The 25,280-nt window shown below is 67.7% G+C and carries 21 protein-coding genes and 2 riboswitches; of the genes, 14 read left to right on the plus strand and 7 right to left on the minus strand.

What is annotated here, in order from left to right; genetic code table 11:
- The first annotated feature begins 4 nt into the window (after positions 1-4).
- Positions 5-1,294, plus strand: a complete 1,290-nt coding sequence (locus ACFVTE_RS02665) for an ammonium transporter (protein WP_387096450.1) — start codon at positions 5-7, stop codon at positions 1,292-1,294.
- Between the two features lie 7 nt (positions 1,295-1,301).
- On the opposite strand, the gene ACFVTE_RS02670 is transcribed toward ACFVTE_RS02665, so the two are convergent.
- Positions 1,302-1,826, minus strand: coding sequence for a GNAT family N-acetyltransferase (locus ACFVTE_RS02670; RefSeq protein WP_387096453.1), 525 nt, complete (start codon positions 1,824-1,826; stop codon positions 1,302-1,304).
- A gap of 3 nt (positions 1,827-1,829) precedes the next feature.
- Positions 1,830-3,779 (minus strand): FAD/NAD(P)-binding protein, encoded by a 1,950-nt coding sequence (locus ACFVTE_RS02675; protein ID WP_387096456.1) that lies wholly within the window; start codon positions 3,777-3,779, stop codon positions 1,830-1,832.
- A gap of 290 nt (positions 3,780-4,069) precedes the next feature.
- On the opposite strand from ACFVTE_RS02675, the gene ACFVTE_RS02680 reads away from it, so the two are divergent.
- Genes ACFVTE_RS02680 through ACFVTE_RS02710 form a run of 7 tightly spaced genes read left to right on the plus strand, consistent with a single transcriptional unit; the run spans position 4,070 to position 11,658 of the window.
- A complete protein-coding gene (locus tag ACFVTE_RS02680) occupies positions 4,070-5,164 on the plus strand; it encodes an amino acid ABC transporter permease (RefSeq protein WP_387096459.1) in 1,095 nt (364 codons plus the stop codon).
- A gap of 5 nt (positions 5,165-5,169) precedes the next feature.
- Positions 5,170-5,979, plus strand: a complete 810-nt coding sequence (locus tag ACFVTE_RS02685) for an amino acid ABC transporter ATP-binding protein (RefSeq protein ID WP_387096462.1) — start codon at positions 5,170-5,172, stop codon at positions 5,977-5,979.
- Between the two features lie 9 nt (positions 5,980-5,988).
- Positions 5,989-7,047 (plus strand): ABC transporter substrate-binding protein, encoded by a 1,059-nt coding sequence (locus tag ACFVTE_RS02690; protein ID WP_387096465.1) that lies wholly within the window; start codon positions 5,989-5,991, stop codon positions 7,045-7,047.
- Complete coding sequence (locus ACFVTE_RS02695) at positions 7,044-8,210, plus strand: LLM class flavin-dependent oxidoreductase (protein WP_387096467.1); 1,167 nt, start codon at positions 7,044-7,046, stop codon at positions 8,208-8,210. The genes ACFVTE_RS02690 and ACFVTE_RS02695 overlap by 4 nt, the downstream gene beginning before the upstream one ends.
- Positions 8,188-9,039, plus strand: coding sequence for a DUF1684 domain-containing protein (locus ACFVTE_RS02700; protein ID WP_387096470.1), 852 nt, complete (start codon positions 8,188-8,190; stop codon positions 9,037-9,039). The genes ACFVTE_RS02695 and ACFVTE_RS02700 overlap by 23 nt, the downstream gene beginning before the upstream one ends.
- Positions 9,036-10,232, plus strand: a complete 1,197-nt coding sequence (locus ACFVTE_RS02705) for an LLM class flavin-dependent oxidoreductase (protein WP_387096473.1) — start codon at positions 9,036-9,038, stop codon at positions 10,230-10,232. The genes ACFVTE_RS02700 and ACFVTE_RS02705 overlap by 4 nt, the downstream gene beginning before the upstream one ends.
- Before the next feature lie 10 nt (positions 10,233-10,242).
- On the plus strand, positions 10,243-11,658 hold the full coding sequence (locus ACFVTE_RS02710) for an NtaA/DmoA family FMN-dependent monooxygenase (protein ID WP_387096476.1): 1,416 nt from the start codon (positions 10,243-10,245) through the stop codon (positions 11,656-11,658).
- Between the two features lie 117 nt (positions 11,659-11,775).
- Here the strand turns inward: ACFVTE_RS02710 and ACFVTE_RS02715 are convergent, their stop codons facing one another.
- The 4 genes from ACFVTE_RS02715 to cycA form a co-directional block, all read right to left on the minus strand.
- On the minus strand, positions 11,776-12,576 hold the full coding sequence (locus ACFVTE_RS02715; RefSeq protein ID WP_387096479.1) for an alpha/beta fold hydrolase: 801 nt from the start codon (positions 12,574-12,576) through the stop codon (positions 11,776-11,778).
- A 129-nt stretch (positions 12,577-12,705) separates the two neighbouring features.
- Complete coding sequence (locus ACFVTE_RS02720; RefSeq protein WP_387096481.1) at positions 12,706-13,515, minus strand: methylenetetrahydrofolate reductase; 810 nt, start codon at positions 13,513-13,515, stop codon at positions 12,706-12,708.
- Between the two features lie 30 nt (positions 13,516-13,545).
- Positions 13,546-14,484, minus strand: coding sequence for a formyltetrahydrofolate deformylase (purU, locus tag ACFVTE_RS02725; RefSeq protein ID WP_387096484.1), 939 nt, complete (start codon positions 14,482-14,484; stop codon positions 13,546-13,548).
- Positions 14,481-15,983: a D-serine/D-alanine/glycine transporter gene (gene cycA / locus ACFVTE_RS02730; RefSeq protein ID WP_387096487.1), complete on the minus strand. Its 1,503-nt coding sequence runs from the start codon at positions 15,981-15,983 to the stop codon at positions 14,481-14,483. The genes purU and cycA overlap by 4 nt, the downstream gene beginning before the upstream one ends.
- A gap of 148 nt (positions 15,984-16,131) precedes the next feature.
- Positions 16,132-16,229: riboswitch (glycine riboswitch) on the minus strand.
- Between the two features lie 205 nt (positions 16,230-16,434).
- Positions 16,435-16,535: riboswitch (glycine riboswitch) on the plus strand.
- Positions 16,536-16,681: 146 nt separating this feature from the next.
- Here cycA and gcvP point away from each other — a divergent pair.
- From gcvP to ACFVTE_RS02760, 6 genes are all read left to right on the plus strand, one after another.
- Positions 16,682-19,546, plus strand: coding sequence for an aminomethyl-transferring glycine dehydrogenase (gcvP, locus tag ACFVTE_RS02735; protein WP_387096489.1), 2,865 nt, complete (start codon positions 16,682-16,684; stop codon positions 19,544-19,546).
- 9 nt (positions 19,547-19,555) lie between these two features.
- Complete coding sequence (gene gcvT / locus ACFVTE_RS02740) at positions 19,556-20,704, plus strand: glycine cleavage system aminomethyltransferase GcvT (protein WP_387096492.1); 1,149 nt, start codon at positions 19,556-19,558, stop codon at positions 20,702-20,704.
- A 23-nt stretch (positions 20,705-20,727) separates the two neighbouring features.
- Positions 20,728-21,111 (plus strand): glycine cleavage system protein GcvH, encoded by a 384-nt coding sequence (gene gcvH / locus ACFVTE_RS02745; protein WP_387096495.1) that lies wholly within the window; start codon positions 20,728-20,730, stop codon positions 21,109-21,111.
- Between the two features lie 74 nt (positions 21,112-21,185).
- Positions 21,186-22,613, plus strand: coding sequence for an L-serine ammonia-lyase (locus ACFVTE_RS02750; RefSeq protein ID WP_387096498.1), 1,428 nt, complete (start codon positions 21,186-21,188; stop codon positions 22,611-22,613).
- 25 nt (positions 22,614-22,638) lie between these two features.
- On the plus strand, positions 22,639-23,658 hold the full coding sequence (gene lipA, locus ACFVTE_RS02755) for a lipoyl synthase (RefSeq protein ID WP_387096501.1): 1,020 nt from the start codon (positions 22,639-22,641) through the stop codon (positions 23,656-23,658).
- Between the two features lie 23 nt (positions 23,659-23,681).
- Positions 23,682-24,254, plus strand: a complete 573-nt coding sequence (locus ACFVTE_RS02760) for an MOSC domain-containing protein (protein WP_387096504.1) — start codon at positions 23,682-23,684, stop codon at positions 24,252-24,254.
- A gap of 21 nt (positions 24,255-24,275) precedes the next feature.
- On the opposite strand, the gene ACFVTE_RS02765 is transcribed toward ACFVTE_RS02760, so the two are convergent.
- Positions 24,276-25,241, minus strand: a complete 966-nt coding sequence (locus tag ACFVTE_RS02765; protein ID WP_387096507.1) for a 3-hydroxyacyl-CoA dehydrogenase family protein — start codon at positions 25,239-25,241, stop codon at positions 24,276-24,278.
- Positions 25,242-25,280 lie beyond the last annotated feature (39 nt).

The raw sequence follows: 25,280 nt of genomic DNA on the forward strand, positions 1-25,280 counted from the left end.
CGAAATGAACGCTGGAGATGTTGCCTGGATCCTCGCAAGTTCCGCACTGGTGTGCATGATGATTCCCGCCCTGGCTCTCTTCTACGGAGGCATGGTGGGATCGCGCAGGATCCTGAACATGATGATGATGTGCTTCGGCGGGGCCAGCCTCGTGGCCGTGCTGTGGGCACTGTTTGGATACTCGATGGCCTTTGGCAGTTCCGTGAACGGCCTGGGCCTGATCGGGGATGTCACGCAGTACGCGGGCCTCGAGCCAATGCTGCAGGATAATCCCGATGCCGCCCTGCCGGCGGCGCTGTTCACGTCCTTCCAGCTGTTCTTCGCCTGCGTCACCACCGCCCTGGTTGCCGGTGCGGCCGCCGGGCGGATGAAGTTCGGCGCCTGGATGGTGTTCGCCGGCGTGTGGGCCACGCTGGTCTACTTCCCCATCGCGCACTGGGTCTTCGCGTTCAACTCCGCGGACGGCTCTGTGACGGGCGGCTGGATCGCCAACGGCATCAAGGCCATCGACTACGCCGGCGGGACGGCCGTGCACATGAACGCCGGCGCCGCCGCCCTGGCCCTGGCCCTGGTTCTGGGCCGCAGCTCCGGCTGGCCCAAGATGGAACACTCCAAGCCGCACAGCCGCCCCCTGGTGCTCGTGGGCGCCGGCCTGCTCTGGGTGGGCTGGTTCGGGTTCAACGCCGGGTCCGCGCTGGCCGCCGGCCATTCGGCGTCGGTGGTGTTCCTCAACACCGCCGTGGCAGCATCCGCGGGCCTGCTCGCCTGGGCCGTCGTTGAACGGATCAGGCACGGCGCCACCACCAGCATGGGCGCCGCCTCGGGGCTGGTTTCCGCCCTCGTGGCCATCACGCCCGCCTGCGGCGCGGTCAGCCCGCTGGGTGCTGTGGCCATCGGCGCCATCGCCGGTGCCGTCTGCTCGCTGGCGATCGAATGGAAGTTCCGCCTCGGCTTTGACGACTCGCTCGACGTGGTGGGCGTGCACCTCGTGGGCGGCATCATCGGTACCCTGCTGATCGGCATCTTCGCCACGAGCAGCGCACCCAACGGCGTCAGCGGCCTGCTGTACGGCGGCGGGATGCGGCAACTGGGCATCCAGTCAATCGCCACCGTTGCCGTGCTGGCCTACTCCTTCGGCCTGACCTGGGTGATCGCCAAGGTGGTGGACATGACCATGGGCCTGCGCATCCACGAGGAGGACGAACTGCGCGGGATCGACATCGCAGCCCACTCCGAGTTTGCCTACCTGACCGATGAAGATCCGGTGAACCTGGGCGCCTCGCCCCGGTCCTGAGATCCGCCTAAGCAGGGTCCCCCGCCGGGACGGCCAGGTCCTTGGTGAACGCCAGCGGCCCGATGGTCTCGGGGTCGGCGGCGAGGTCGAACCGGGCCGTGTACCCGGTGTTCAGGTACAGGTATTTGGCCTCCGGCTGGCGCGGGCCCGTGGTGAGGTAGACGCCGCGGTACCCGCGCTCCGCGGCCAGCCGCTCCAGTTCCCCGAGCACCCGGCGGGCCAGTCCCCGCCGCCGGTGCGCGGAGTGCGTCCAGATCCGCTTGAACTCGGCGGTTTCGGCGTCATAGCGGCGGTAAGCCCCTCCGGCCACTGACTCGCCGTTCTCCTGGATGATCAGCAGGGCCCCGCCCGGCGCCTCGAATTCCTCGGCCGGGTACCTGTTCAGTTCCTCCGCGGCCCCGCCACGGCCGAACAGGTCACCGTAGCGGGTGTCGTACTCGACGGCGAGCTCGTCCAGGAGCGGCCGGACCCGGGGGTCGTGCATGGGCAGTTCGAGGACGGTGAGGGTGGAGGGCGTTGCTTCCAGTTGCATCTTTCAGGCCTTTCCGGCGGCGGCAGCGGCGCGGGGCCGGCCGGCGCCGGAGACCGCTTCAAGTATTTTTCTCGCGAGGGCGTCATTCTCCCGGAACGGCGCCGCGTTGGTGCCGGGCCGGGCAAACGCGCCCGCTCCCCAGCCCGAGGTCCCGGGGCCGACGCCGAACAGGCCGCTCCGGGCCTCACCGCTGCGGCCGACGATCCGGTGGCCCGAGGTGACCAGGAGCCGGCCGGTGGAGTGGCCGCCGTCGGACGTGATCAGGTGCTGCTCCGCGCCGAGACCCGTGCCGTGCAGCGAACGGAGCAGCGGGTTGGCGGAACGGGCCACGGCGGGACCGGGCAGCCGCGCCTCGATGAAGGCCTTCGTCCGCAGGCTCACCGGTGACTGAGCGGACGTCGCCACGAACTCGCCGGTGGCGTCGTCGGCGGCAACGGCAAGCCCCGGCCCCAGGAAGTGCAGCAGCCCGGCGCGGTGGACGGCCAGCATTTCGCGCAGCCGGCGGGGCGGCGGGCCGGAATCCACGAAGCTGAAGAACCCGTGCCACCAGCCGTGCACGTCCTCCTGCGAGCGGGCGTTCAGCCGTTCGGGCGGAACGATCCTGCCCAGCTCCATGTACACCTTCAGCAAGGCCATGAACAGCGCCAGCGTTTCCGGGTGGTCGGGTCCCGTCCGCAGCTCGAGGTCATGCTCGATGTAGGCGGCCACCGCGTCCTGGACGTCGTCGTGGCCGGAGAAGAGATGCCCGCTGAACGGCCTGTCGAGCCGCTCGAGGTCCAGGTGCAGCTCCGCGTCCGGCACGGCCGCGGCGACGAGCTCGCTGCGGGCGCTGCTGTACCAGTCCACGGCGGCAAACCGCTCAGCAAACTCATCCCAGCCCAGCGCCACCCGCTCCGGGCTGCCGGTGAACAGCTCCCGGTAGTAGCCGTAGCCGGCGTCCTTTGCGATCAGGGGCCAGAGGTGGGCGCGGAAATCCAGTTCCGTGTGCTCCGCCAGGAGCGTGCCGACGGCGTCTGCCGTGAAGAACCGGGGCGCCGACGCCGGTTCGCCGCGCAGGGCCACGGAAATCTTGGAGTGGAACGGCACGCCGCGGCGTGACCCGGCCCAGAGCCTGGGCTCGGCCCCGGACGGAAGGTAGCGCAGCCCGCCGTCGGAGGTCTCTTCAAAACGGCCGCCGCGGCCCTCGGTGAGCAGCACCAGCAGGTCCACGAAGGCCAGTCCCATGCCGGAGACGATGACGTCCTGGCCAGGGGCGATCGGGGAATAGTCGACGTCGGTGGTGTAGCTGGGTGCCGCGTGGAACCCGCCGTGCCGGGCCGCGAAATCGCTCCAGGCGGCGGAGCGGGCGTCCGGCTCCGCGTCGGTGTGCCCCAGGGCGGTGATCGCGACGTCGGCGTGCAGCGTAGCGCCGCCGGCCAGCCGCACGCTGTACCCGCCGCCGTCGTCGCCCTGTGGTTCGACGCTGAGCGCGGTGTCGCGGTGGACAGTGACGCGGATGTCGCTGCCGAGGGCGCGGACGGCGCGGCGGAAGAACCACTCAAGGTACTTGCTCTGCAGCTGCCGGGTGGCAAAGGAGCTGCCCGCCAGCGAGCGCAGCTGTTCCTGCAGGTGCGGCGGCATGGCGGGCACGTCGGTGATGGAGCCGTCCCGGACGCCGGCAGCCCACGCGGCCAGGCCGGGCCCGTCGATGGGCGGCCCCTCGCACAGCACCGAGGAGTCGGTGAACATCGTGACGTCCGCCGCTGTGGAGTTCATCATCAGGCCGGGCTCCTGGTTGAAGCGCCAGATCCGGCCGGAACCGGGTTCGTACGGCTCCACGATGTGGATGTGCATCCGGTGGATCTGCCCGTGGCCGTCCGTGAAGCCGGGCCTGTTGGCCGCGAGCCGTTCGAGGATTCCGGCCGTGCGCGGGCCACCGCCGATGAAGACCACGGATGGGTGCTGCGCTGGCATCGGAAACTCCTGATCAGAAAGGGCTGGCTTGAAAGGGCCGGTTGGAAAGGGCTGGGTTTGAAGGTGCTGCGAGCCCTCAATCTAGGGTCTGGACAAACCCCCGGTCGAGGGCCCTGTCACGGCCGTTCACCTCGCGTAACGGAGCGTAAATGAGAGCAAGAAATCGTCTTGTGACGCCCCGCTAAGCCGCGTGAACGAATGCAACGGAGCGCTTTGCCGGACCTTCCGGGCGCACCTAGATTTGCAGCCAACTACCCCAGAAATACCAACCGGAAGAAGCGAGATGGCGCATGAGTTCAGCAGCTACCAGGACGTCCCAGTCCCCCACTGAGGCACCATCCCCCACTGACACAAAGGCCGCCACTGATGCACCGGCCGCCGGCGCGACGTCCGTAACCGGAGCCCCGGCGGGCCCCGCCGAACTGCGTGCCGCCGTCGACTACGCCGACTACCGCCTGGTTCCAGCCCGCCGGCCGTGGCGCTGGGTGGGCACCGTAATCGTTGCCCTCGGTGTGGCCGCCGTCGCGTGGTCGCTGGCCACCAACCCGCGCTGGGAATGGGGTGTGGTGGCCCAGTGGTTCACCGCCAAGTCCGTGGTGAACGGCCTGGTGGAGACCCTCAAGCTCACCGCCATCTCCGGGGCGCTCGGCTTCATCCTGGGCTTCGTCCTCGCGCTGATGCGGCTGTCCGCCTCGCCGCTGCTTGTGTCCGTGTCCTGGACGTTCTCCTGGATCTTCCGGTCCACGCCACTGCTGGTCCAGATGCTCCTCTGGTACAACCTGGGCTACCTCTACGAGAAGATCAGCCTGGGCATCCCGTTCACGGACATCCGCTTCTTCGAGGCGCAGACCACCACCCTGATCAGCCAGTTCGCGGCGGCCGTGCTCGGCCTGACGCTGAACCAGGCCGCCTACTCGGCCGAGATCATCCGCGGCGGCATCCTGTCCGTGGACCAGGGCCAGCTCGAGGCGGCGGCCGCCCTGGGCATCCCCGGCTGGCGCCGGTCCACCCGGATCGTGCTGCCCCAGGCCATGCGCGCCATCCTGCCCACGGCCTTCAACGAGATCATCGGCCTGGTCAAGGGCACCTCGATCGTCTACGTCCTGGCCTACTCCGAGCTCTTCTACACCGTCCAGGTCATCTACAACCGCACCCAGCAGGTCCTGCCGCTGCTGCTCGTGGCCACGCTCTGGTACGTGGTGATCACCTCAGTGCTCAGCGTGTTCCAGTACTACATTGAGCGCCACTACTCCAAGGGCGCCGTGCGAACCCTGCCCCTCACACCGCTGCAGAAGGCCCGGAAGTTCTTCGCCACCCACGCGGCGGTTAACACCAAAGACTCCGTCACAGCCAAAGACACGGCCACCACCACCGGAAGGAAATGATTCCGATGAGCACAACTCTTGAGGCCCCCGCCGCCACCCGCGGGCTGGTGGAGATCACCAAAGTCCGCAAGTCGTTCGGGCCCACCGAAGTCCTGAAGGGCATTTCACTGACGGTGGAGCCCGGCGGGGTGGCCGTCATCGTTGGTCCTTCGGGTTCCGGGAAGTCCACCCTGCTGCGCACCATCAACCACCTGGAGAAGGTGGATGCCGGGTTCATCGCCATCGACGGCCAGCTGGTGGGCTACCGGGTCAAAGGCAACAAGCTGCACGAGCTGCGCGAGAAGGACATCCTGAAGCAGCGCACCGAAATCGGGATGGTGTTCCAGAACTTCAACCTGTTTCCACACCTCACGGCGCTGGAGAACGTGACCGAGGCGCCGGTCGTCGCGCAGGGGAAGTCACAGGCCGAAGCCCGCGAGCGCGGCCTGGAACTCCTGGACCGGGTGGGCCTGCGGGACCGCGCCGGCGCCTACCCCCGCCAGCTCTCCGGCGGCCAGCAGCAGCGCGTCGCCATCGCCCGGGCGCTGGCTCTCGACCCCAAGATCCTGCTCTTCGACGAGCCCACCTCCGCCCTTGATCCCGAACTGGTCAACGAGGTGCTGGACGTGATCCGCGAGCTGGCCAAGTCCGGGACCACCCTGATCATCGTCACGCACGAGATGGGCTTCGCCCGCGACGTGGCGGACACCGTGGTGTTCATGGACCAGGGCCAGATCGTCGAACAGGGCAAACCCCAGGACATTTTCACCAACCCGCAGGAAGAACGCACCCGGAGTTTCTTCTCCAAGGTGATCGAGCCCGCCTTCAATATCTAAGGAATTCCCATGGCACTCTTCGCCCCGCCCCGCCCAAGCAGCCCGCGCTTCCGCAACCGGCGCACCCTGGCCGCGCTTCCCGCCGTCGTGCTCTCCGGCGCACTGGCCCTGTCCGCTTGCTCCGACCCCGGTGCCTCGGCTGCCGGTTCCGCCACAGCCGGGGCGGCAACGACAGCGGGCCGCAACGGCGTCGTCTACAACACCTCGCCGGACCAGCAGCGCATCCGCGCCGAAAAGGTCGCCGCGCTGGCCGCCAAGGTGCCGGCGCTGATCGGCAGCGACGGCAAGCTGACCGTGGCCACCACCGCAGGCTCCATCCCGCTGTCCTTCCACGCCACGGACGACAAGACGCCCATCGGGTCCGAGCTGGACATCGCCCAGCTGGTGGCGGACAAGCTGGGCCTGGAGCTCGACATCCAGGTCACGTCCTGGGAGAACTGGCCGCTGAAAACGCAGTCCGGCGACTTCGAGGCGGTGTTCTCCAACGTGGGCATCAACAAGGACCGGGTAAAGCTTTTCGACTTCGCCAGCTACCGGGCGGCTTACATGGGCTTTGAGGCGAAGAAGTCCTCGACCTACAACATCCGGGGCGCGGACGACATCTCCGGCCTGAAGGTTTCCGTGGGCTCGGGCACCAACCAGGAGAAGATCCTGCTGGCCTGGAACAAGGAGCTCGAGGCCAAGGGCAAGGAACCCGCCAGCCTGCAGTATTACTCCTCCGATGCCGACACCATCCTGGCGCTGTCCTCCGGCCGGACCGACCTGAACATCGCACCCTATCCCTCGACGGTCTACCGGGAAAACACCCGCGACGACCTGAAGATCGTCGGCAAGGTCAATGCCGGCTGGCCGTCGGAGACCCTCGTGGCCGCCACCACGCTCAAGGGCAACGGCCTGGCTCCGGTGATCACCGAGGCTCTGAACTCCGCCATCAAGGACGGCTCCTACGGCAAGGTGCTGGACCGCTGGGGACTGTCCGAGGAAGCCCTGCCGGAATCCAAGACGGTGACCGAGGCCAACTTCGCTTCCACCCGGACGGGGGCTGCTCAGACGGGGGCTTCAAAGTGAAGTTCCAGGTCCTGGACATCATTCCGCACCTGAAGAACCCGGTCAGCGGCGAGATCGTGTCCACCGCGGACCGGCTGAACCAGGTGGTGCAGACCGCCCGGCGGGCCGAGGAGCTCGGCTACGACAGCTTCTCGGTGGGCGAGCGGCACGCCGGGGAGTTCATCTCCTCCTCCCCCACCACGGTGCTCGCCGCCATCGCCGCCGTCACCTCCCGGATCCGGCTGCAGACCGGCGTCACAGTCCTGTCCGTGCTGGACCCGGTGCGCGTAGCCGAGGACTACGCCACGATCGACCAGCTCAGCCGCGGCCGGCTGGAACTGGTCATCGGCAAGGGCAACGAGGTGCTGCAGTACCCGCTCTTCGGCCTGGACCTGGCGGACCAGTGGGACCTGCTGGAGGAGAAATACGCCCTGCTGCGCCGGCTCTGGCGCGAGGAGGACGTCACCTGGTCCGGCCGCTTCCGCCCCGCACTCACCGATCCAACCACCTCCACGCCCCGACCCTACGCCGGTTCCCCGCGGATTTGGCACGGGTCTGCTACAACACTGACGTCCGCGGCGTTGGCAGCCCGCTGGGGCGACCCGCTGTTCACCGCCAACGCCATCCAGCCGCGGGAAAACTACAAGGTCCTCATCGACCACTACGTGGCGGAGTACGAGCGGCACGGCCATGATCCGCGGCACCGCTACCTGGGTTCGGGCAGCGGGGCAGGCGGCGTGTTCATCGCCAGCACCACGCAGGAGGCCAAGCGCCAATACGGCCCTGTGTACGAGGCACTCACGGCCGCGCGCAACGTCCCCGGCAACAACTCGCCGTTCCGGGACATCGACCACGCGGTGTCGGAGGGCCCGGCACTCGTCGGCAGCCCGGAACAGGTGATCGACAAGATCCTCAGCTACCACGAACTGTACGGGCACGATCTGCAGTCCATCTCGCTGCCCACCACGCTCCCCTTCGAGCAGCAGCTGGAGATCCTGGAGCGGTTCGCGCTCGAGGTCATCCCGGCCGTCCGAGCGTCAGCCCCCACCACGCTCTGGGAGTCCACGGATCCCTACGGCGGCCGCCCCGGCTTTGCGGGAGCCACCGAACCGGACGCCGCCTCAGCCGTCACCACCGACCACAGCAACCACAGGAGTCCGAATGCCTACGTCTACGCACACTGAACCCGGCGCCGCCTTCGCCGCCGAATGGGAGCAGTGGCACGCCTCGCATGAGCGCCGGCGCGCCGATCCGCATGGCTTCCTCGCTGTCACCCATCTGCACTGGCTGACGGCTGAACCTGCCCGCCTCGAGGGCGTTCCGGGCACCTGGAGCGTAAAGGACGACGCCGTCACGGTGATTCTGGAGGCTGGCGAAAGCCTGCTGCGGGACGGCCGGGAGCTGAACGGCAGCCCCGTTGAGAACGGAAGCACCGCCGTCGTCTTCGATCCCATCGCCGAGCGTGAGGGGATCAACCTCGCGGCGGGTCGCGCCGTCGTCGAACTCGCCAAGCGCGGCGGCGAGTACATCGTGCGCCCCAGGCACCCGGAGAACCCGCTGCTCAACGGGTACCGCGGCACGCCGGCCTACGCGCCGGACCCGCGCTTCGCCGTCGGGGGCGTGTACGTGGCCTTCGACGAACCCCGGCCCACCACGGTTGGGGCCGCTGTCGAGGGCATCGTGCACGTGTACGAAGCGCCCGGCGAGATCCGGTTCGAGCTGGACGGCCAGGACCTCACCCTCACGGCCTTCAACGGCCACACGCCGGGCACCCTGTCCGTGCTGTTCACCGACGCCACATCCGGCAAGACCACGTACGCGGCGAACCGCTCGCTCACGGTGGGTGCGCCGGACGCCGATGGCCGCGTGGTCCTGGACTTCAACCGCGCGGTGAACCTGCCGTGCGCCTACACCGACCTCGCCACCTGCCCGCTGCCGCCGGCCGAAAACCGCCTGGCAGTCGCCATCGAAGCGGGCGAACAGAACCCCCACGAAAGGCAGGCCGGACAGTGAGCACCGCAGCCAATTCCTTCCTTGCCATCGAACTCGACGGCGACGGAGCGCACCCCGCCGCCTGGCGCAAGGCCCGGCACACCCCCGCCGAACTGCTCGACGGCACCCGCGTCCGCGCCACGGTGCTGGCCGCCGAATCGGCAGGGTTCCATGTGGCCACGTTCGCGGACGGATCGCTGGCCCCTGCATCTTCCGGACCCGGCGGCCGTGACATCCCGGGCCGGCTTAACGCGCTGCAGCGCGCAGCCTTCGCCGGGCCCGTTACCTCTTCCATCGTGCTGGTCCCCGAGGTGGACACCGTGTACACGGAGCCGTTCCACATCTCCACGCAGCTGGCCAGCCTGGACTACGTATCCGGCGGCCGCGCCGGGTGGCTGGTGGCGGCGTCGGACCGGGCGGTGGATGCTGCCGCCGTCGGACGTTCTGTTGTCGCCTCTGACGCCGTGGGCCGGGAAGCCGCCGACTCCATCGAGGTCAGCCGCCGGCTCTGGGACTCCTGGGAGGACGACGCTGTGATCCGCGATGTCGCCACCGGCCGGTACATCGATGTGGACAAGCTGCACTATGTGGACTTCGAAAGCGGCAGCGGCTACTCCGTCAAGGGGCCGTCCATCATTCCCCGTCCGCTGCAGGGCCAGCTGCCAGTCCTGGCGCCGGCCGGCCTGCTGGACGCGGACCAGCTCGCTGCCGGTGCGGCGGACGCCGTCCTCGTCTCCGCGCCCACGCCCGAGCTGCTGGCAGGCGAGATCGCCGAGGCCCGTGCCGCTGCTCCCGGAGCGGCAATCATCGCCGAACTCGACGTCGTCCTCGACGCCCGCGGGCAAAGCGCCGCCGGGCGGCTCGCCGAACTCGATGCGCACACGCCGTGGCAGAGCAGCCGTGCCCGCTTCGTCGGCACCGCAGCGGAGCTCACCGACCTGCTGGCCTCCATTCTGGAGACGGCCGACGGCGTGCGCCTCCACCCCGCGGTCCTGGACGCTGATCTGGAGGAGCTGGCCCAGCTGGTGCTTCCTGCCCTCCGGCGCCGGGGCCTGCTCGCACCGCAGCAGCCGGGTTCCACCTTCCGGGGCCTGCTGGGCCTGCAGCGTCCGTCCAGCCGGTATGCAGCCGTATCCGTGCCGTCCGCGCCTTCCGCGCCTTCCGCGGCCTCCGCGGCCTCCGCGACCTCCGCGGCCTCCGCGACCGAGAACTAGGGAGAGACCCATGACAGACACACACATCGGCAACGGCTTCGTGCCCTCCGGCCAGCTTCAGCTCGGCATCTTCTTCCAGGGCGTGAACTCGGGCACGGTCTGGAAGTCGCCGGAATCCGGGTCGCAAACGGACTTCGAGTCCTTCCGCCGGATCGCCCAGACCGCGGAACGGGGCCTGTTCGCCGCGTTCTTCCTCGGTGAGGGGCTGCGTCTCCGCGAGCACCTCGGCCGCCCGCACGCGCTGGACGTCGTCGGCCGGCCGGACGCGCAGACCATGCTGGCCGCGCTGGCGTCCGTGACCAGCCGTATCGGACTGGTGGCCACGCAGAACACCACGTACAACGACCCCGCCGATTTGGCGCACCGCCTGTCCAGCCTGGACCTGCTCTCCGGCGGCCGCGCGGCCTGGAATGTGGTCACCACGGACAACGCCTGGACGGGTGCGAACTTCCGCCGCGGCGGCTATCTGGACCACGCGGACCGGTACCTCCACGCCGAAGCGTTCGTCAACACGGCCAAGCGGATCTGGGACTCCTGGGAGGACGGCGCCATCGCTTCGAGCCAGGCCGCCCCGGCCTGGGCCGCGCCCGGTTCCGCCCGGCCCGTGCACCACGAGGGCAAGCACTACACGGTGGACTACGTGCCCCGGCTGCCGCGCAGCGCCCAGTACCGGCCGGTGCTGTTCCAAGCCGGCGACTCGCCCGAGGGCCGCGACTTCGCTGCCCGGCAGGCCGACGTCATCTTCTCCGCGCACCCGAAGCTCGATGACGCCCTGGGCTTCCGCCGCGACATCGTCGAGCGTACGGTCAAGGCCGGCCGCGGCCCGAACGACGTCAAGATCATGCCCGCCAGCGAGTTCATCCTGGCCGCCACCCCGCAGGAAGCACTCGAGAAGAAGAACTGGGTGCGAAGCCTGCAGATCGGCCCCGAGCAGGCCATCGCCTACCTCGAACAGTTCTGGGGCCGCGAGCTCCAGGGCTTCGATCCGGACGGGCCGCTGCCCGACATCGACCCCGTGGTGGAGGAGACCTCCGAGACGCGCGGCAGCGGTTTCCACGGCGCCAAGGCGAAGCAGCTGGCGGACCAGTGGCGGGCCGAGGCCAGCGACAAGGGCCTCAGCATCCGGCAGTTTGTCTCCGCCCGGACCAGCCGCGGGGATTCCAGCTTCACGGGTTCCTACGCCGAGGTGGCCGACCGGCTGGCCGAATACGCCCGCACCGGTGCAGTGGACGGCTTCAACATCTCGCCGTGGCTGATCCCCACCGGCCTGGACGACATCGTCAACCACCTCGTCCCGGCACTGCAGGAGCGCGGCGTCTACCCTACGGAGTACGCCGGATCCACGCTGCGCGAGAACCTCGGCCTGGCGACGCCGGTACGGCAGGAAGCCGGCGCCGGGAACACCGCCGTCGAACTGGAAGTCTGAGCACATGGCTGACGACGGCGGCCGGGACGACCGCGAGAGGGACGCTGAGGCTGCCGCCGCTGCCGATACGATCCGGCTCCAGCTGACCGTCCGGGAGCTGCTCCTCTAGAAACCCCATCAGTGCGCGGCTCCGGCGGGTACCGCAAGAGCCAGGAAGTCCTCGATCCAGGTCTGCACCCGGGCGTCGTCCAGGTGCAGACCGTGCCGGCCGCCGTCGACCTGGATCAGCTGCGAGTCCGGAATCCGCTCCGCCATCATGACGGCGTTGGCAACGGGCGAAAGGGCATCTTCACTGCCGTGGATGATCAACGCCGGGGCCTGGATGGACGGAAGGACATCCCAGGCATCGTGCAGCCGGCTCGCCCGGAAGTGCCGGCTCTTGACCGTCGCAGACGCCTGCACCCGGAAAAACGCGGCAACGGCCGCAGGATTCTCCCGCACCCAGGCGGGGCTGAAAAACAAGGGCGCCATCCGGGCAGGGTCCCCGCTGATGAGAGCAGCGGTGGCGGAAGGATCGCGCCCTACTCCCCCGGCCTCGCCGGCACTCGTCGCAGCCAGGACCATCGACGCCACCCGGGCAGGGAAGTCCACCGCCATCCACTGGGCGACGCGGCCGCCCATCGAGTGCCCATAGATGTGCGCCTTGGCGACGCTGGCGGCATCAAGAACCGCAACCGCGTCCGCTGCGAAAGCCCGCGTCGTGTAGTTTTCCGGGCGGCCTTCCGTACTGGCGCCGATGCCGCGGTGGTCGAAGCGGATTACCCGGAACGAAGGGGCCAGGCCGGGCACCACCGGATCCCAGCCGGACATTCCCGTGGCCTGGCCCGCCACCAGCAGCAGCGGTTCGCCCTGGCCTTCCTCTGTCCAGGCGAGTTCCGCCCCGTCGGAGGCGGCGGCCTTTTTCAACGTCAAGGTCACCTGTTCAATCTACCTGCAGGGAATGAAGACGTTTCACACAGGAAGAGCGCGAACGTACAGTTGTGGCCCCAAGTCCCGGGGGAAAAGGGGCCACAACTGTACGTTCGCGCCCTGGTTACGGGATCGGGCTCAGGAGGCCTTGGCGTCCTCCCCGCCGCTCCAGTTCACTGCGGGCTGGGCGTCGAGGCTGTTGAAGGTGTAGAGGTGGATGCCCTCAAGTGCAGGTTCCAGGGCGGACAGTTCGGAAACCAGCGACCGGGATGAGTAGCTGCCCGCGTTCAGGAGCCTGCGGGCCAGCGGACCCTTGCGGTTCAGGAACTTCAACGATGGGCCTACCCCGATCTTGGTGGCCAGCGCGATCAGTTTGGCCCTCGGGACGGCCCCGGCAACGCCCGCCCAGATGGGAAGGTCGACGCCCTCGCGGCGCAGCAGTTCGGCATACCAGCCGATCTTGGGCGCCGAGAAGCACATCTGCGTCACCACGTTCGAGGCCAGATGCTGTTTCTCCAGCAATGCGTCGAGCATCTGCAGCTCGTTGCACTTCGGGTGGCCTTCCGGGTATCCGGCGACGCCGATGGCCATGGTCCCGCCGGTCAGGTCGGCGATGTCCTCCATGAGCCGGCCGCTGCTGCCGTAGGGACCTGCAGCCCCGGCAGCGTCGCCGCCGATCGCGAAAACCTCCGTGATCCCGGCACCCGCGCAGTCGCGCAGCAGGCCGGCCAGCTGCGCACGGCTCCCGAGGCTTCGTGCCGCCAGATGCGGAATCACGTTGTAGCCAAGCCCGCCAAGCTGGACCGAGGCCCGCACGGTGGCTTCAACCCCGTGATGCGGCAGGCAGGTCACCGTCAGTGTTGAGCCGGCGGGAACTTGCGCCCGGACTTTGGGAATGATGCCGTCCGTGGGGATGATTTCCAGGCGCACAGGCAATTGGTTCGTCATGAGCAACTCCAGGTCTGGTTGGGTGGCTTGTCAGCGGAGGATGACCGTGCGGTTCCCGGACAGGATGATTCTTCCTTCGGCATGCCAGCGCACAGCATTTGTCAGGGCCTTGCACTCGGCATCCTTGCCCACCGACACCAGGTCCGCGGGAGTGTAGGTGTGGTCCACCTCGATTACCTGCTGGGCGATGATCGGTCCCTCATCAAGCTCCGAATTTACGTAGTGTGCCGTGGCGCCGACCGTCTTCACTCCGCGCTCATGCGCCTGGTGGTACGGCTTGGCGCCCTTGAAGCTGGGCAGGAACGAATGGTGGATGTTGATGGCCTTGCCGGCGAGCCGGGCGGTGGCCGAGTCGCTGAGGACCTGCATGTAACGGGCCAAAACCACCAGTTCGACGGCGGACGCGTCCACCAACTCCAGGAGCTTGGCTTCCGCTTCCGGTTTGGTCTCCGGCGTCACGGGGATGTGGTGGAACGGGACCCCGTGCCAGGCCGCGAGCCCTTCCAGGTCCGGGTGGTTGGACACCACCGCCGCGATCTCCACGGGCAGTTCGCCGCTGCGGGCGCGGACCAGGAGGTCGTTGAGGCAGTGGTCGTACTTGGACACCATCACCAGGATCCGCTGCCTGCGGTCGTGGCGCTCGAGGCGCCAGTCCATGCCCCATTGCCCTGCCAGCGGCGCGAAGCTGTCCCGGAGCTGCTCGATGGCGGCTGCGTCACCCGCCGCATCACCGGTCGTATCACCCGCCGCGTCACCCGTTGAGGCGAAGTGGACCCTCATGAAGAAGTGCCCCGCGGTCCGGTCGCCGAACTGCTTGAGGTCAACGATGTAGCACTCCTGCCTGAGCAGGAAATCAGCGACCGCCTGGACGATCCCAAGGGCATCCGGGCAATGGAAGGTGAGCACAAACTCACTGTCCGTCGCGCGGACCCGGCGCTCCGCCGTCGGCCTTTCCTCTGTCCTGATCATCCCTGAACGCTTTCTTTCTCCTCAAGACGCCGGCCGGCATGCTCGCGGGCTTCGGTTTCCTCAGCCTGCAGCTCCGCCTGGAACGCGGCGTAGCGGGCAAGGTGGGCAGGCCGGCGGCGCAGGACCAGCCAGGCCGCACCGAGCAGGACGAACCATACGGGCGTGACCAGCAGTGCGGTCAGGGTGTCCGGTTGGGTGGTCAGGGTCCACAGGACGAAGGCGAAGAACGCGAAGACCACCCACACCATGGGAATGCCGCCGGGCATCTTGAACCTGGAGGCGTCGTGCAGGTGCGGCCGGCGGCGGCGGAAGGCGATGTAGCTGGCGAGGATGATCGACCAGACGAAGACGAAGCAGACGGCGGAAACCGTGGTGACCATGTCGAACGCCTTGCCGACGTCCTGGCCGGCGTACATGAGCACGACGCCGGTGAGCAGCAGCACGCAGGACAGGAACAGGGCGTTGTTGGGGACCTTGCGGCGGGACAGGCTGCCGAAGACTGCCGGCGCGTCGCCCTCCTGGGACAGCCCGTAGACCATGCGCGAGGTGGAGTAGATCCCGGAGTTGGCCGAGGACATGGCCGAGGTCAGCACCACGAGGTTGACCACGGTGGCCGCGGCCCCGAGTCCGGCCAGCGAGAACATCGCGATGAACGGACTGTGGCCGGCGGCGAACTGGGTCCAGGGCGTGACGGACATCAGGATGATGAGGGCGCCCACGTAGAAGAGCAGCACGCGCACCGGGATGGAGTTGATGGCCTTGGGGAGGTTCTTCTCGGGGTTCTTGGCCTCGGCGGCGGTGGTGCCCACCAGTTCAATCCCCACGAACGCGAACACGGCAATCTGGAAACCGGCCCCGAAGCCCATGAATTCGTTGGGGAAGAAGCCGCCGTGGCTCCACAGGTTGGTGAAGCTGGCCTGCCCGGCGTCGCTTTGGAACCCGGTGAGGATCATGAACATGCCCACCACGATCAGTGCGGCGATGGCGATGATCTTGATGAGGGCAAACCAGAATTCGGTCTCGCCGAATGCCTTGACGGTGGTGAGGTTCAGCAGCAGCAGGATGGCCACGGTGGCCAGGCCCGGGATCCAGAGCGGCAGTCCCGGCCAGAGCTCCCGGGAGTACCCTGCGATGGCGATGACGTCCGCGATTCCGGTGATCACCCAGCAGAACCAGTAGGTCCAGCCGGTGAAGAACCCTGCCCACGGGCCCAGCAGGTCGGCGGCGAAATCGCTGAAGGACTTGTAGTTCAGGTTGCTCAGCAGCAGCTCGCCCATGGCGCGCATGACGAAAAAGAGCATGAAGCCGATGATCATGTACACGAAGATCACGGACGGCCCGGCCGCGGAGATGGTCTTGCCGGAGCCCATGAACAGGCCCGTGCCAATGGCGCCGCCGATGGCGATGAGCTGGATGTGCCGGTTGCTCAGCTGCCGTTCCAGGCGGGGAGCCTCGGTGGCTGACGAACCGGTTGGGGAGGCAGGAGGATGAATCGTCATAAGGAACTCCATCGTTCAAGTGGCCTTGGTTGGCCACACTGATTCGGTTCCTCCCCGCTCTGTATGGGACCTGAGAGATTCCGCGGACATGGTCTTCCGCTTGCACCGTCGGTGAGACAGGACGTGCCTGCCTGCTTTCCAGAGTTGCCTCGCCGCGGCGGTACGTGGGCCTGAGAGTTTCCTGGGGAGGGTTTGCTCCTACGGCGCCTGCTGAACGTACCGGCAGGGCTCTCCCGCCGCAGATCGTAAGCATTTTCAGTTATGTCGAGAAAAAATCTAGGCGTCCCGGCGGCGGCCGCCGTTCCGGCCCGCGCCGGTCGGCGTAGCCCCGCTGGCCACCGGATCAGTGTGGTCTCGGTCACGAAGAAATGTCAAACGGGGTCCGGATTTGGCCCGGACGGAATTGTGCTGTAACTTGTGAGCCGAATCACCCCACATCTTCATAGCCTTTCGAACCGTGGCGGGAGAGTCCTCCCAGTCATTCACCGGGCAGGCGCCGTAGGAGCAAATCCTCCCCAGGAATCTCTCAGGCCCCCGTACCGCCGCGGCTAGGCAACTCTGGAAAGCAGCTCGGGTAACCGGGCTCACCGACGGTGCAAGGGGAGCCACGTCCGCGGAATCTCTCAGGTCCAATACAGAGCGGGGAGGAACCCAATCCATGCCGTGCCACCAGTGGCCGGCCAGACCTGGAGTTCCTCATGACGATTCAATCGCTTCCATCAACGTTTGCCGACCGGCATATCGGCGCCCGCCGCCAGGCCGATATCGACACCATGCTCAAGAACGTCGGCTACGACTCGGTCGATGGCCTCGTTGATACCGCCGTCCCGGCATCCATCCGCCAGGAGAATGCCCTCCGGCTCACCGCAGCACTGAGCGAAGTCGAGGTTCTGGCCGAGCTCCGCCGCCTGGCCGCCAAGAACAAGACCGCCGTGCAGATGATCGGCCAGGGCTACTACGACACGGTGACCCCGCCGGTGATCCGCCGCAACGTCCTGGAAGCACCGGCCTGGTACACCGCCTACACCCCGTACCAGCCGGAGATTTCCCAGGGCCGGCTCGAGGCCCTGCTGAACTTCCAGACCATGGTCCAGGACCTGACCGCGCTGCCGGTCGCCAACGCTTCCCTGCTGGACGAAGCCACCGCCGTGGCCGAGGCCGTGCTCCTGATGCGCCGGGCCAACAAGAACGCAGGGGCCAAAGACGGCAAGACGGTCCTGGACGCCGACTGCCTCCCCCAGACCATCGCCATCGTCAAAGGCCGCGCCGAGGCCCTTGGCTTTGAGGTGGAGGTCGCGGACCTGACCCAGGGACTGCCAGACGGCGACCTCAACGGCGTCGTCCTCCAGCAGCCCGGCGTTTCGGGTCGGGTCTGGGACCAGTCGGGCGTCATCGCCGCCGCGAAGGAACGCGGAGCCCTGGTGACGGTGGCAGCCGACCTGCTGGCCCTCACCCTCATCACGCCTCCCGGCGAGCAGGGAGCCGACATCGCCGTCGGAACCGCCCAGCGCTTCGGCGTGCCGCTGTTCTTCGGCGGCCCGCACGCTGCCTTCATGGCGGTGCGCACCGGCATGGAGCGCACGCTCCCGGGCCGCATCGTGGGCGTCTCGAAGGACAACGCCGGAGCCCCCGCCTACCGCCTGGCGCTGCAGACCCGCGAGCAGCACATCCGCCGCGAGAAGGCCACGTCCAACATCTGCACCGCCCAGGCGCTGCTCGCCATCGTGTCCTCCTTCTACGCCGTCTACCACGGCCCCGACGGCCTGAAGGCGATCGCCGAGACTGTCCACACCAACGCCCGCGTCCTCGCCACCGCACTCAAAACGGCCGGCCGCGAACTCGTCAGCGAGTCCTTCTTCGACACCCTGACCGTGCGCGTGCCCGGCAAGGCCACGAAGGTCATCACCGCGGCAGAGGCCCGCGGGATCAACCTGCGCCTCATCGACGCGGACACCGTGGGTGTGTCCGTTGATGAGACGACGACGGCGGACGTGCTGTCCGCGGTGGCCGTCGCCTTTGGCGCCGGTCCCGTGGGTGACGCTGCGGGCTTGGAACTTCCCGAAGCCGTATTGCGCACGTCCGACTACCTCGAGCACCCCGTGTTCAACACGCACCGGTCCGAGACCCAGCTGATGCGCTATATCCGCAAGCTTTCGGACCGCGACCTGGCCCTGGACCGCACCATGATCCCGCTGGGTTCCTGCACCATGAAGCTGAACGCGACGGCGGAGATGGAGGCCATCTCCTGGCCGGAGTTCGCCTCGATCCACCCGTTCGCCCCGGATTCCCAGACCGAGGGCTGGCGCGAACTGATCGCCGACCTCGAGGCGCAGCTGACCGAGATCACCGGCTACGACCAGGTGTCCATCCAGCCGAACGCCGGTTCCCAGGGCGAGCTGGCCGGGCTGCTGGCGATCCGCGGCTACCACCTGTCCCGCGGCGACGACCAGCGCAACGTCTGCCTGATCCCGGCCTCCGCGCACGGCACCAACGCGGCCTCGGCCGTGCTGGCCGGCATGAAGGTGGTCGTGGTGGCTACCGCTGCCGACGGCACCATCGACCACACGGACCTGTACGCCAAGATCGAGGCCAACAAGGACGTTCTCTCGGCGATCATGATCACCTACCCCTCCACGCACGGTGTCTACGACGCCGACGTCCGTGAGGTCTGCGACGCCATCCACGCAGCCGGCGGCCAGGTCTACGTGGACGGCGCGAACCTCAACGCCCTCGTGGGCTTGGCGCAGCCGGGCAAGTTCGGCGGCGACGTCTCCCACCTGAACCTGCACAAGACCTTCTGCATCCCGCACGGCGGCGGCGGACCCGGCGTCGGCCCGGTCGCAGCCAAGGCCCACCTGGCCCCGTTCATGCCGGGCGACGCCAACAAGGCAGCTCACGAATCAGGCACTGCCGGATCAACCGGCGTCGCCATTTCCGCGTCCCGCTTCGGTTCGGCGGGCGTGCTTCCCATCTCCTGGGCCTACGTGAAGCTCATGGGCGGCGATGGCCTGACCGAGGCCACCAAGTCCGCCCTGCTCGCGGCAAACTACGTCGCGTCGCGGCTGAACGAGTTCTTCCCGGTCCTCTATACCGGGGACAGCGGGCTGGTGGCACACGAGTGCATCCTGGACCTGCGCGAACTCACGGCCCGGACCGGCGTCACCGCCGAGGACGTGGCCAAGCGCCTCATCGACTACGGCTTCCACGCACCCACCCTTGCGTTCCCGGTCGCCGGCACGCTGATGGTGGAACCCACCGAGTCCGAGGACCTGGCCGAGATCGACCGGTTCATCAAGGCCATGATCGCCATCCGCGGCGAGATCGAGCAGGTCGCCAACGGCGACTTCACCGTGGAGGATTCCCCGCTGCGCAACGCACCCCACACGGCGGCCGCTGTCGTCAGTTCCGGCTGGGACCGCTCCTACCCGCGCGAGCAGGCAGCCTTCCCCGCTCCGTCGCTCCGGCAGGACAAGTACTTCCCGCCGGTGGGCCGCATCGACGGCGCCGCAGGCGACCGGAACCTGGTCTGCTCCTGCCCTCCGATCGAAGACTTCGAGAACTAAGGACCCGCGATGACCGAGAACTACACCGCCCTTTACGACCAGCACAAAACTGCTGGCGCCTCCTTCACCGATTTCGGCGGCTGGCAGATGCCGCTGAAGTACACCTCCGAGCTTGCCGAACACCACGCAGTCCGCAACGCGGCCGGGCTGTTCGATCTCTCCCACATGGGCGAAGTCTGGGTGACCGGCCCGGACGCCGGCGCCTTCCTGGACTACGCGCTGGCCGGCAAACTGTCCGCCATCGCCGTCGGCAAGGCCAAGTACTCGCTGATCTGCGACGCCGACGGCGGCATCATCGACGATCTGATCACGTACCGCCTTCCCGCGGCTGCGGACGGAACAGCAAAGTACATGGTGGTCCCCAACGCGGGCAATGCAACGACAGTGGCCGCTGCCCTCGCCGAGCGGGCAGCGAACTTCGACGTCGCCGTTGAGGATGCCTCCGCCGGGACCTCGCTGATCGCGGTGCAGGGGCCCAACGCAGAAGCGATCCTGCTCCAGCTCGTCCCGGCCGGACAGCACTCCCTGGTGATCGAGCTGAAGTACTACGCTGCCGTCGAGGTGGGGATCACCGTCAACGGCACGGTCCAGACCCTGCTGCTGGCCCGCACCGGCTACACGGGTGAGGACGGGTTCGAGATTTACGTCCCCAACGAGGATGCACCGGGGCTGTGGGAGTCCCTTCTCGACGCCGGAGCCGAACACGGTTTGGTCCCGGCAGGCCTGGCGTGCCGTGACTCGCTACGACTGGAAGCTGGCATGCCGCTCTACGGCAACGAGCTCTCGCGCCGCGTCAATGCTTATGCGGCGGGCCTCGGTCCGGTGGTTTCGCTGGCCAAGGAAAGCGACTTCGTGGGCAAGGAGGCGCTGGCTGCACTCAAGGCCGCCGGCGTTGGCTCCACCATGGGCCAGAAGCTCGTGGGCCTCAAGGGCCTGGGCCGGCGCGCCGCCCGCGGCCACTACCCGGTCCTCAAGGACGGCACGCTGATCGGCGAGGTCACCTCCGGCCAGCCCTCCCCCACCCTCGGCTACCCGGTGGCGATGGCCTACGTCGACGTCGAGCACGCCTCGGTCGGCACCGTGGTGGACGTCGACCTGCGCGGCAAGGCCGAGCGGTTCGAGGTCGTCGAGCTGCCTTTTTACAAGCGAAACAAGTAACCAGAACCTCAAAGGAAAAGCACATGAGCAAAGTTGTTGCTGAACTGAAGTACTCCGCCGAGCACGAATGGGTTGCCGCTGACGGGGCCGGGCCGGTGGGGATCGGCATTTCCGCTGTGGCCGCCGACGCCCTGGGCGACATCGTGTACGTTGATCTGCCCGACGTCGGCTCCACCGTCACGGCCGGCGAAACCTGCGGCGAGGTGGAATCCACCAAGTCCGTCTCCGACCTGTACGCACCGGTCACGGGCGAAGTAACCGAGATCAATGACGGCGTCGTCGCGGACCCGGCCCTGATCAACAGCGACCCCTACGGCGCCGGCTGGCTGTTCAAGGTGGCCGTCACCGAGGAGGGCCCGCTGATGTCGGGCGAAGAATACGCCACGGCAAACGGCGGCGAGCTCTAACCCCGTTTCCACCCGCAGCACCTCAAACCCTCCCCAGCCCGAACCGACCACAACTATCCAGTTAGGAACCGACCATGGCTGTTGGCGTCTTTGATCTCTTTTCGATTGGGATTGGCCCGTCGTCCTCGCACACCGTTGGACCCATGCGGGCTGCCGCGGTGTTTGCGGAGGAATTGAAGTCCGCCGGGGTGTTGGAGGGCGTGGCGTCGCTGCGCGTGGACCTGTACGGTTCGCTTGCGGCCACCGGGCACGGGCACGGCACCATGACGGCGGTCCTGCTGGGCCTTGAAGGGTACCACCCGGAGCTGATCCTGCCCGATGAGGTCGAGGAACGGCTGGCGGCCATCGCCGAAACGGGCATCCTGCAGTTGGCCGGGGCCGGCGATGACAAGGGCGTGCCGTTGCCGTACGGGGTGGCGGACATGGTGCTGCGGCCGCTGACGGTGCTGCCCCGGCACACCAACGGCATGACCTTTACGGTTTTTGATGCCGCCGGCTCGGAGCTCCGGAAGGCGACGTTCTTCTCTGTGGGCGGCGGGTTCATTGTCCGGGAGGGCGAGGAGGATGCGGCGCAGCAGGAGCTCGAGGAATCGAAGAAGGAGCTGCCGCTGCCGTTCCGTACGGCCGCGGAACTTTTGAAGCACTGCCAAAACACCTCGCTCAGCGTCAGCGAAGTGATGATGGTCAACGAAGAGGACAGCCGGAGCGCCGGGGAGATCAGGGAAGGCCTGCTGCACATCTACTCGGTGATGGAAGCGTGTGTGCAGACCAGCCTGAAACGTGAGGGGCTGCTGCCCGGCGGACTGAAGGTCCGCCGTCGTGCTCCTGACTGGCACGAGCGCCTGCTCAAGGAAGGCCGTGACCACGGAGGGAACTACCGGGACCCGAAGTACTGGCAGGAGTGGGTCAACCTGGTCGCGCTGGCGGTCAACGAGGAGAACGCTTCCGGCGGGCGGGTGGTCACCGCTCCGACGAACGGTGCAGCAGGGATCATCCCGGCTGTCCTCTATTACGCGCTGCACTTTGCGTCGGGCATGGATCAGGCGACCCAGGAAGACCGCGACGACGTCGTGGTCAAGTTCCTGCTGACCGCCGGTGCCGTCGGGGTGCTTTACAAGGAACAGGCGTCGATCTCGGGTGCGGAGGTGGGCTGCCAGGGGGAGGTGGGTTCGGCGTCGTCGATGGCGGCTGCCGGGCTGGCCGAGGTCATGGGCGGCACCCCTGCGCAGGTGGAGAACGCCGCCGAGATCGCGATGGAGCACAACCTGGGCCTGACCTGCGACCCGATCGGAGGCCTGGTGCAGGTGCCGTGCATCGAGCGGAACGCGATCGCGGCCGCGAAGGCGATCAACGCCGCGAAGATGGCGCTGTGGGGCGACGGCTCGCACCGGGTTTCGCTGGACGAGGTCATCGTGACCATGCGGGAGACGGGCAAGGACATGAGCTCCAAATACAAGGAAACGGCCATGGGCGGCCTCGCCGTCAACGTCGTGGCCTGCTGATTTAGCACCTAAGGGAAAGAGAACAATGACACTGGCACCAGAAGGCCGGAAAATGCTGCGGATCGAGCAGCGCAATGCGGCCACCCCGGTGGAACGCAAACCGGACTGGATCAAGGCCAAGGTCCAGATGGGCCCTGAGTTCGTCGGCCTGAAGAACCTGGTCAAGAAGGAAGGCCTGCACACCGTCTGCGAAGAGGCCGGCTGCCCCAACATCTTCGAATGCTGGGAAGACAAGGAAGCCACCTTCCTCATCGGCGGCTCCGAATGCACCCGCCGCTGCGACTTCTGCCAGATCGACACCGGCAAACCCTCCCCCGTCGACATGTTCGAACCCACCAAGGTCGCCCGCTCAGTCCAGGCCATGCAGCTGCGCTACGCCACCGTCACCGGCGTCGCCCGCGACGACCTCGCCGACGAAGGCGTCTGGCTCTACGCCGAAACGGTCCGCAAGATCCACGAGCTCAACCCCGGCACCGGCGTCGAACTCCTCATCCCGGACTTCTCCGGCAAACCCGAGCACATCGCCGCGATCTGCGACTCCAAACCCGAGGTCTTCGCGCACAACGTCGAAACCGTGCCCCGGATCTTCAAGCGCATCCGCCCCGCGTTCCGCTACGAACGCTCCCTGGACGTCATCACCCAGGGCCGGAACCTGGGCATGGTCACCAAGTCCAACCTCATCCTGGGCATGGGCGAAACCCGGCAGGAGATCTCCGAAGCCCTCCGCGACCTCCACCAGGCCGGCTGCGACCTGATCACCATCACCCAGTACCTCCGCCCGAGTGAACGGCACCTGCCCGTGGACCGCTGGGTCAAACCACAGGAATTCATCGACCTCCAGCGCGAAGCCGAAGAAATCGGGTTCCTCGGCGTCATGTCCGGCCCCCTGGTCCGCTCCTCCTACCGCGCCGGCCGGCTCTGGGCCACCGCCATGCGCAAAAAAGGCCGCGACATCCCCGCCGAACTCGCCCACATCGCCGACGGCATCCAGGACTCCGGAACCACCCGCCAGGAAGCCAGCACCCTGCTCAAAAAGCCGGCCTGAAACTGCGGGTATAGCGTTATTGCATGACCGAAACCTACAGATACGACGTTGAGGTCCTGCATCTGCTGGTTTCGCCGGCTCACGCCTACTTCGGCCGGGCGAAGGATGGCGCGGCCGAAGTGCCGACGACGGACGCCGAACGAGTCGAGGTAGTGGCCGGCAACGGCATCATCGGGGACAGGTTCTTTGGTAAGGCGGCGCACATGGACGCGGCGGTCACCCTGTTGGCCATCGAAGTCCTCGAGGCCATGGCCGAGGAACTCAACGCCGACCCGTTCGACCCGCTGCTGACCCGGCGCAATGTGATCCTCCGGGGCGCGCAGCTGGCCCCACTGCTGGATCAGGACTTCGCGTTGGAGTCGCAGGGCAGTGTGGTGCGGTTCAAAGGCGGGCGCCCCGCCCACCCCTGTGCGTGGATGGACCGCATGCTCGCACCGGGTGCCCACGCCGCGATGCGCGGGCGCGGGGGCATGCGCTGCCGGGCACTTTCCGACGGCGTGCTGCACCGCGGGCCTGCAGTGCTGGTCAGCCCGGTGCACCTCGAGCCCTGGCAGGCGGGGGTTCCGAGCGTGCTGCGTCCTGGCCGGTTGCCGTAGCAATAAAAGGCCGGGGTCGGGCTACAGCCCCGGTGCCTGCCCCAGCTCGGCGCACAGCTGGGAAAGCCGGGCGTAGGCGCTGTCCCGGTAAGCCACGAGGTCTTCCCGGCTGGCGGGGTCGATGTCCAGGAACCCGCGGCCGGTTTTCAGCCCCAGGTTGCCTTCCTCGACGGTGGAAGCCAGTGCGGCAGGCGCGGAAAACCGCTCGCCATAGGCCTTCTCCAAGGTCCGGTATGAAGACTCGTAGACGTCCAGCCCGGCCATGTCCCCGATCGCGAAGGGACCGAAGAGTGCCAGCCGGAACCCGAAAGTGCTGCTGACTACCGCATCGATCTGGGACGGGGCGGCCACCCCCTCCTCCACGATACGGGCCGCCTCCTTGTACAGCGCGAACTGCAGCCGGTTGGCAACGAAACCTGGCGTATCCGCCACCCGCGCGGGAGTCTTGCCCAGCGCCCGGATGAGCTCCTCGGCCCGGTCCATCACACCAGGTGAGGTCTGTGGTCCGGGGATGAGCTCGACGCCGGGGATGAAGGGAGCCGGATTCATCCAGTGCACACCGAGGAACCGTTCGGGATTGCCGACCGCCGCAGCCAGTTCCCCGATGGGAATGGCTGACGTGTTGGACGCGATGACCGCCCCGGCCGGCGCCGCAGCGGAGATGCGCCGCAGGATGTCCGCCTTGATGACCCGGTCCTCCGGGACCGCCTCGGCGACGTAGTCCGCAGTCGAGACAGCCTCCTCTATGCTCGCGGCAGCGGTGAGGTTGCCCGCTATGGCGTCGGCCGCACCGGCGGGCAGCAGCCCCCGGGCTTCGAAGTCCCGGGCCTGGTTCACCAGGCGGAGGCGGGAGCGTTCGGCGATTTCGCCGTCGACGTCGCCCAGCGCCACCTTGTGGCCGTGCAGGGCCAGGACCTGGGCTATGCCGCCGCCCATGTAGCCGGCACCGACCACTGCCGTGGCCGCGATGGTCTTCGTGGTGTTCATGTTGCTGCTCCTATTCAAGATGCCGGGTTTCAAGATGCC

Origin of the sequence: Arthrobacter sp. NPDC058097, assembly GCF_042884885.1 — a bacterium.
Classification (GTDB): Bacteria; Actinomycetota; Actinomycetes; order Actinomycetales; family Micrococcaceae; genus Arthrobacter.

Coding starts and splice junctions, on each gene's coding strand:
- ACFVTE_RS02665 (WP_387096450.1), top strand. CDS start 5: ATGAACGCTGGAGATGTTGCCTGGATCCTCGCAAGTTCCGCACTGGTG.
- ACFVTE_RS02670 (WP_387096453.1), bottom strand. CDS start 1,826: ATGCAACTGGAAGCAACGCCCTCCACCCTCACCGTCCTCGAACTGCCC.
- ACFVTE_RS02675 (WP_387096456.1), bottom strand. CDS start 3,779: ATGCCAGCGCAGCACCCATCCGTGGTCTTCATCGGCGGTGGCCCGCGC.
- ACFVTE_RS02680 (WP_387096459.1), top strand. CDS start 4,070: ATGAGTTCAGCAGCTACCAGGACGTCCCAGTCCCCCACTGAGGCACCA.
- ACFVTE_RS02685 (WP_387096462.1), top strand. CDS start 5,170: ATGAGCACAACTCTTGAGGCCCCCGCCGCCACCCGCGGGCTGGTGGAG.
- ACFVTE_RS02690 (WP_387096465.1), top strand. CDS start 5,989: ATGGCACTCTTCGCCCCGCCCCGCCCAAGCAGCCCGCGCTTCCGCAAC.
- ACFVTE_RS02700 (WP_387096470.1), top strand. CDS start 8,188: ATGCCTACGTCTACGCACACTGAACCCGGCGCCGCCTTCGCCGCCGAA.
- ACFVTE_RS02710 (WP_387096476.1), top strand. CDS start 10,243: ATGACAGACACACACATCGGCAACGGCTTCGTGCCCTCCGGCCAGCTT.
- ACFVTE_RS02720 (WP_387096481.1), bottom strand. CDS start 13,515: ATGACGAACCAATTGCCTGTGCGCCTGGAAATCATCCCCACGGACGGC.
- purU (WP_387096484.1), bottom strand. CDS start 14,484: ATGATCAGGACAGAGGAAAGGCCGACGGCGGAGCGCCGGGTCCGCGCG.
- cycA (WP_387096487.1), bottom strand. CDS start 15,983: ATGACGATTCATCCTCCTGCCTCCCCAACCGGTTCGTCAGCCACCGAG.
- gcvP (WP_387096489.1), top strand. CDS start 16,682: ATGACGATTCAATCGCTTCCATCAACGTTTGCCGACCGGCATATCGGC.
- gcvT (WP_387096492.1), top strand. CDS start 19,556: ATGACCGAGAACTACACCGCCCTTTACGACCAGCACAAAACTGCTGGC.
- gcvH (WP_387096495.1), top strand. CDS start 20,728: ATGAGCAAAGTTGTTGCTGAACTGAAGTACTCCGCCGAGCACGAATGG.
- ACFVTE_RS02750 (WP_387096498.1), top strand. CDS start 21,186: ATGGCTGTTGGCGTCTTTGATCTCTTTTCGATTGGGATTGGCCCGTCG.
- lipA (WP_387096501.1), top strand. CDS start 22,639: ATGACACTGGCACCAGAAGGCCGGAAAATGCTGCGGATCGAGCAGCGC.
- ACFVTE_RS02760 (WP_387096504.1), top strand. CDS start 23,682: ATGACCGAAACCTACAGATACGACGTTGAGGTCCTGCATCTGCTGGTT.
- ACFVTE_RS02765 (WP_387096507.1), bottom strand. CDS start 25,241: ATGAACACCACGAAGACCATCGCGGCCACGGCAGTGGTCGGTGCCGGC.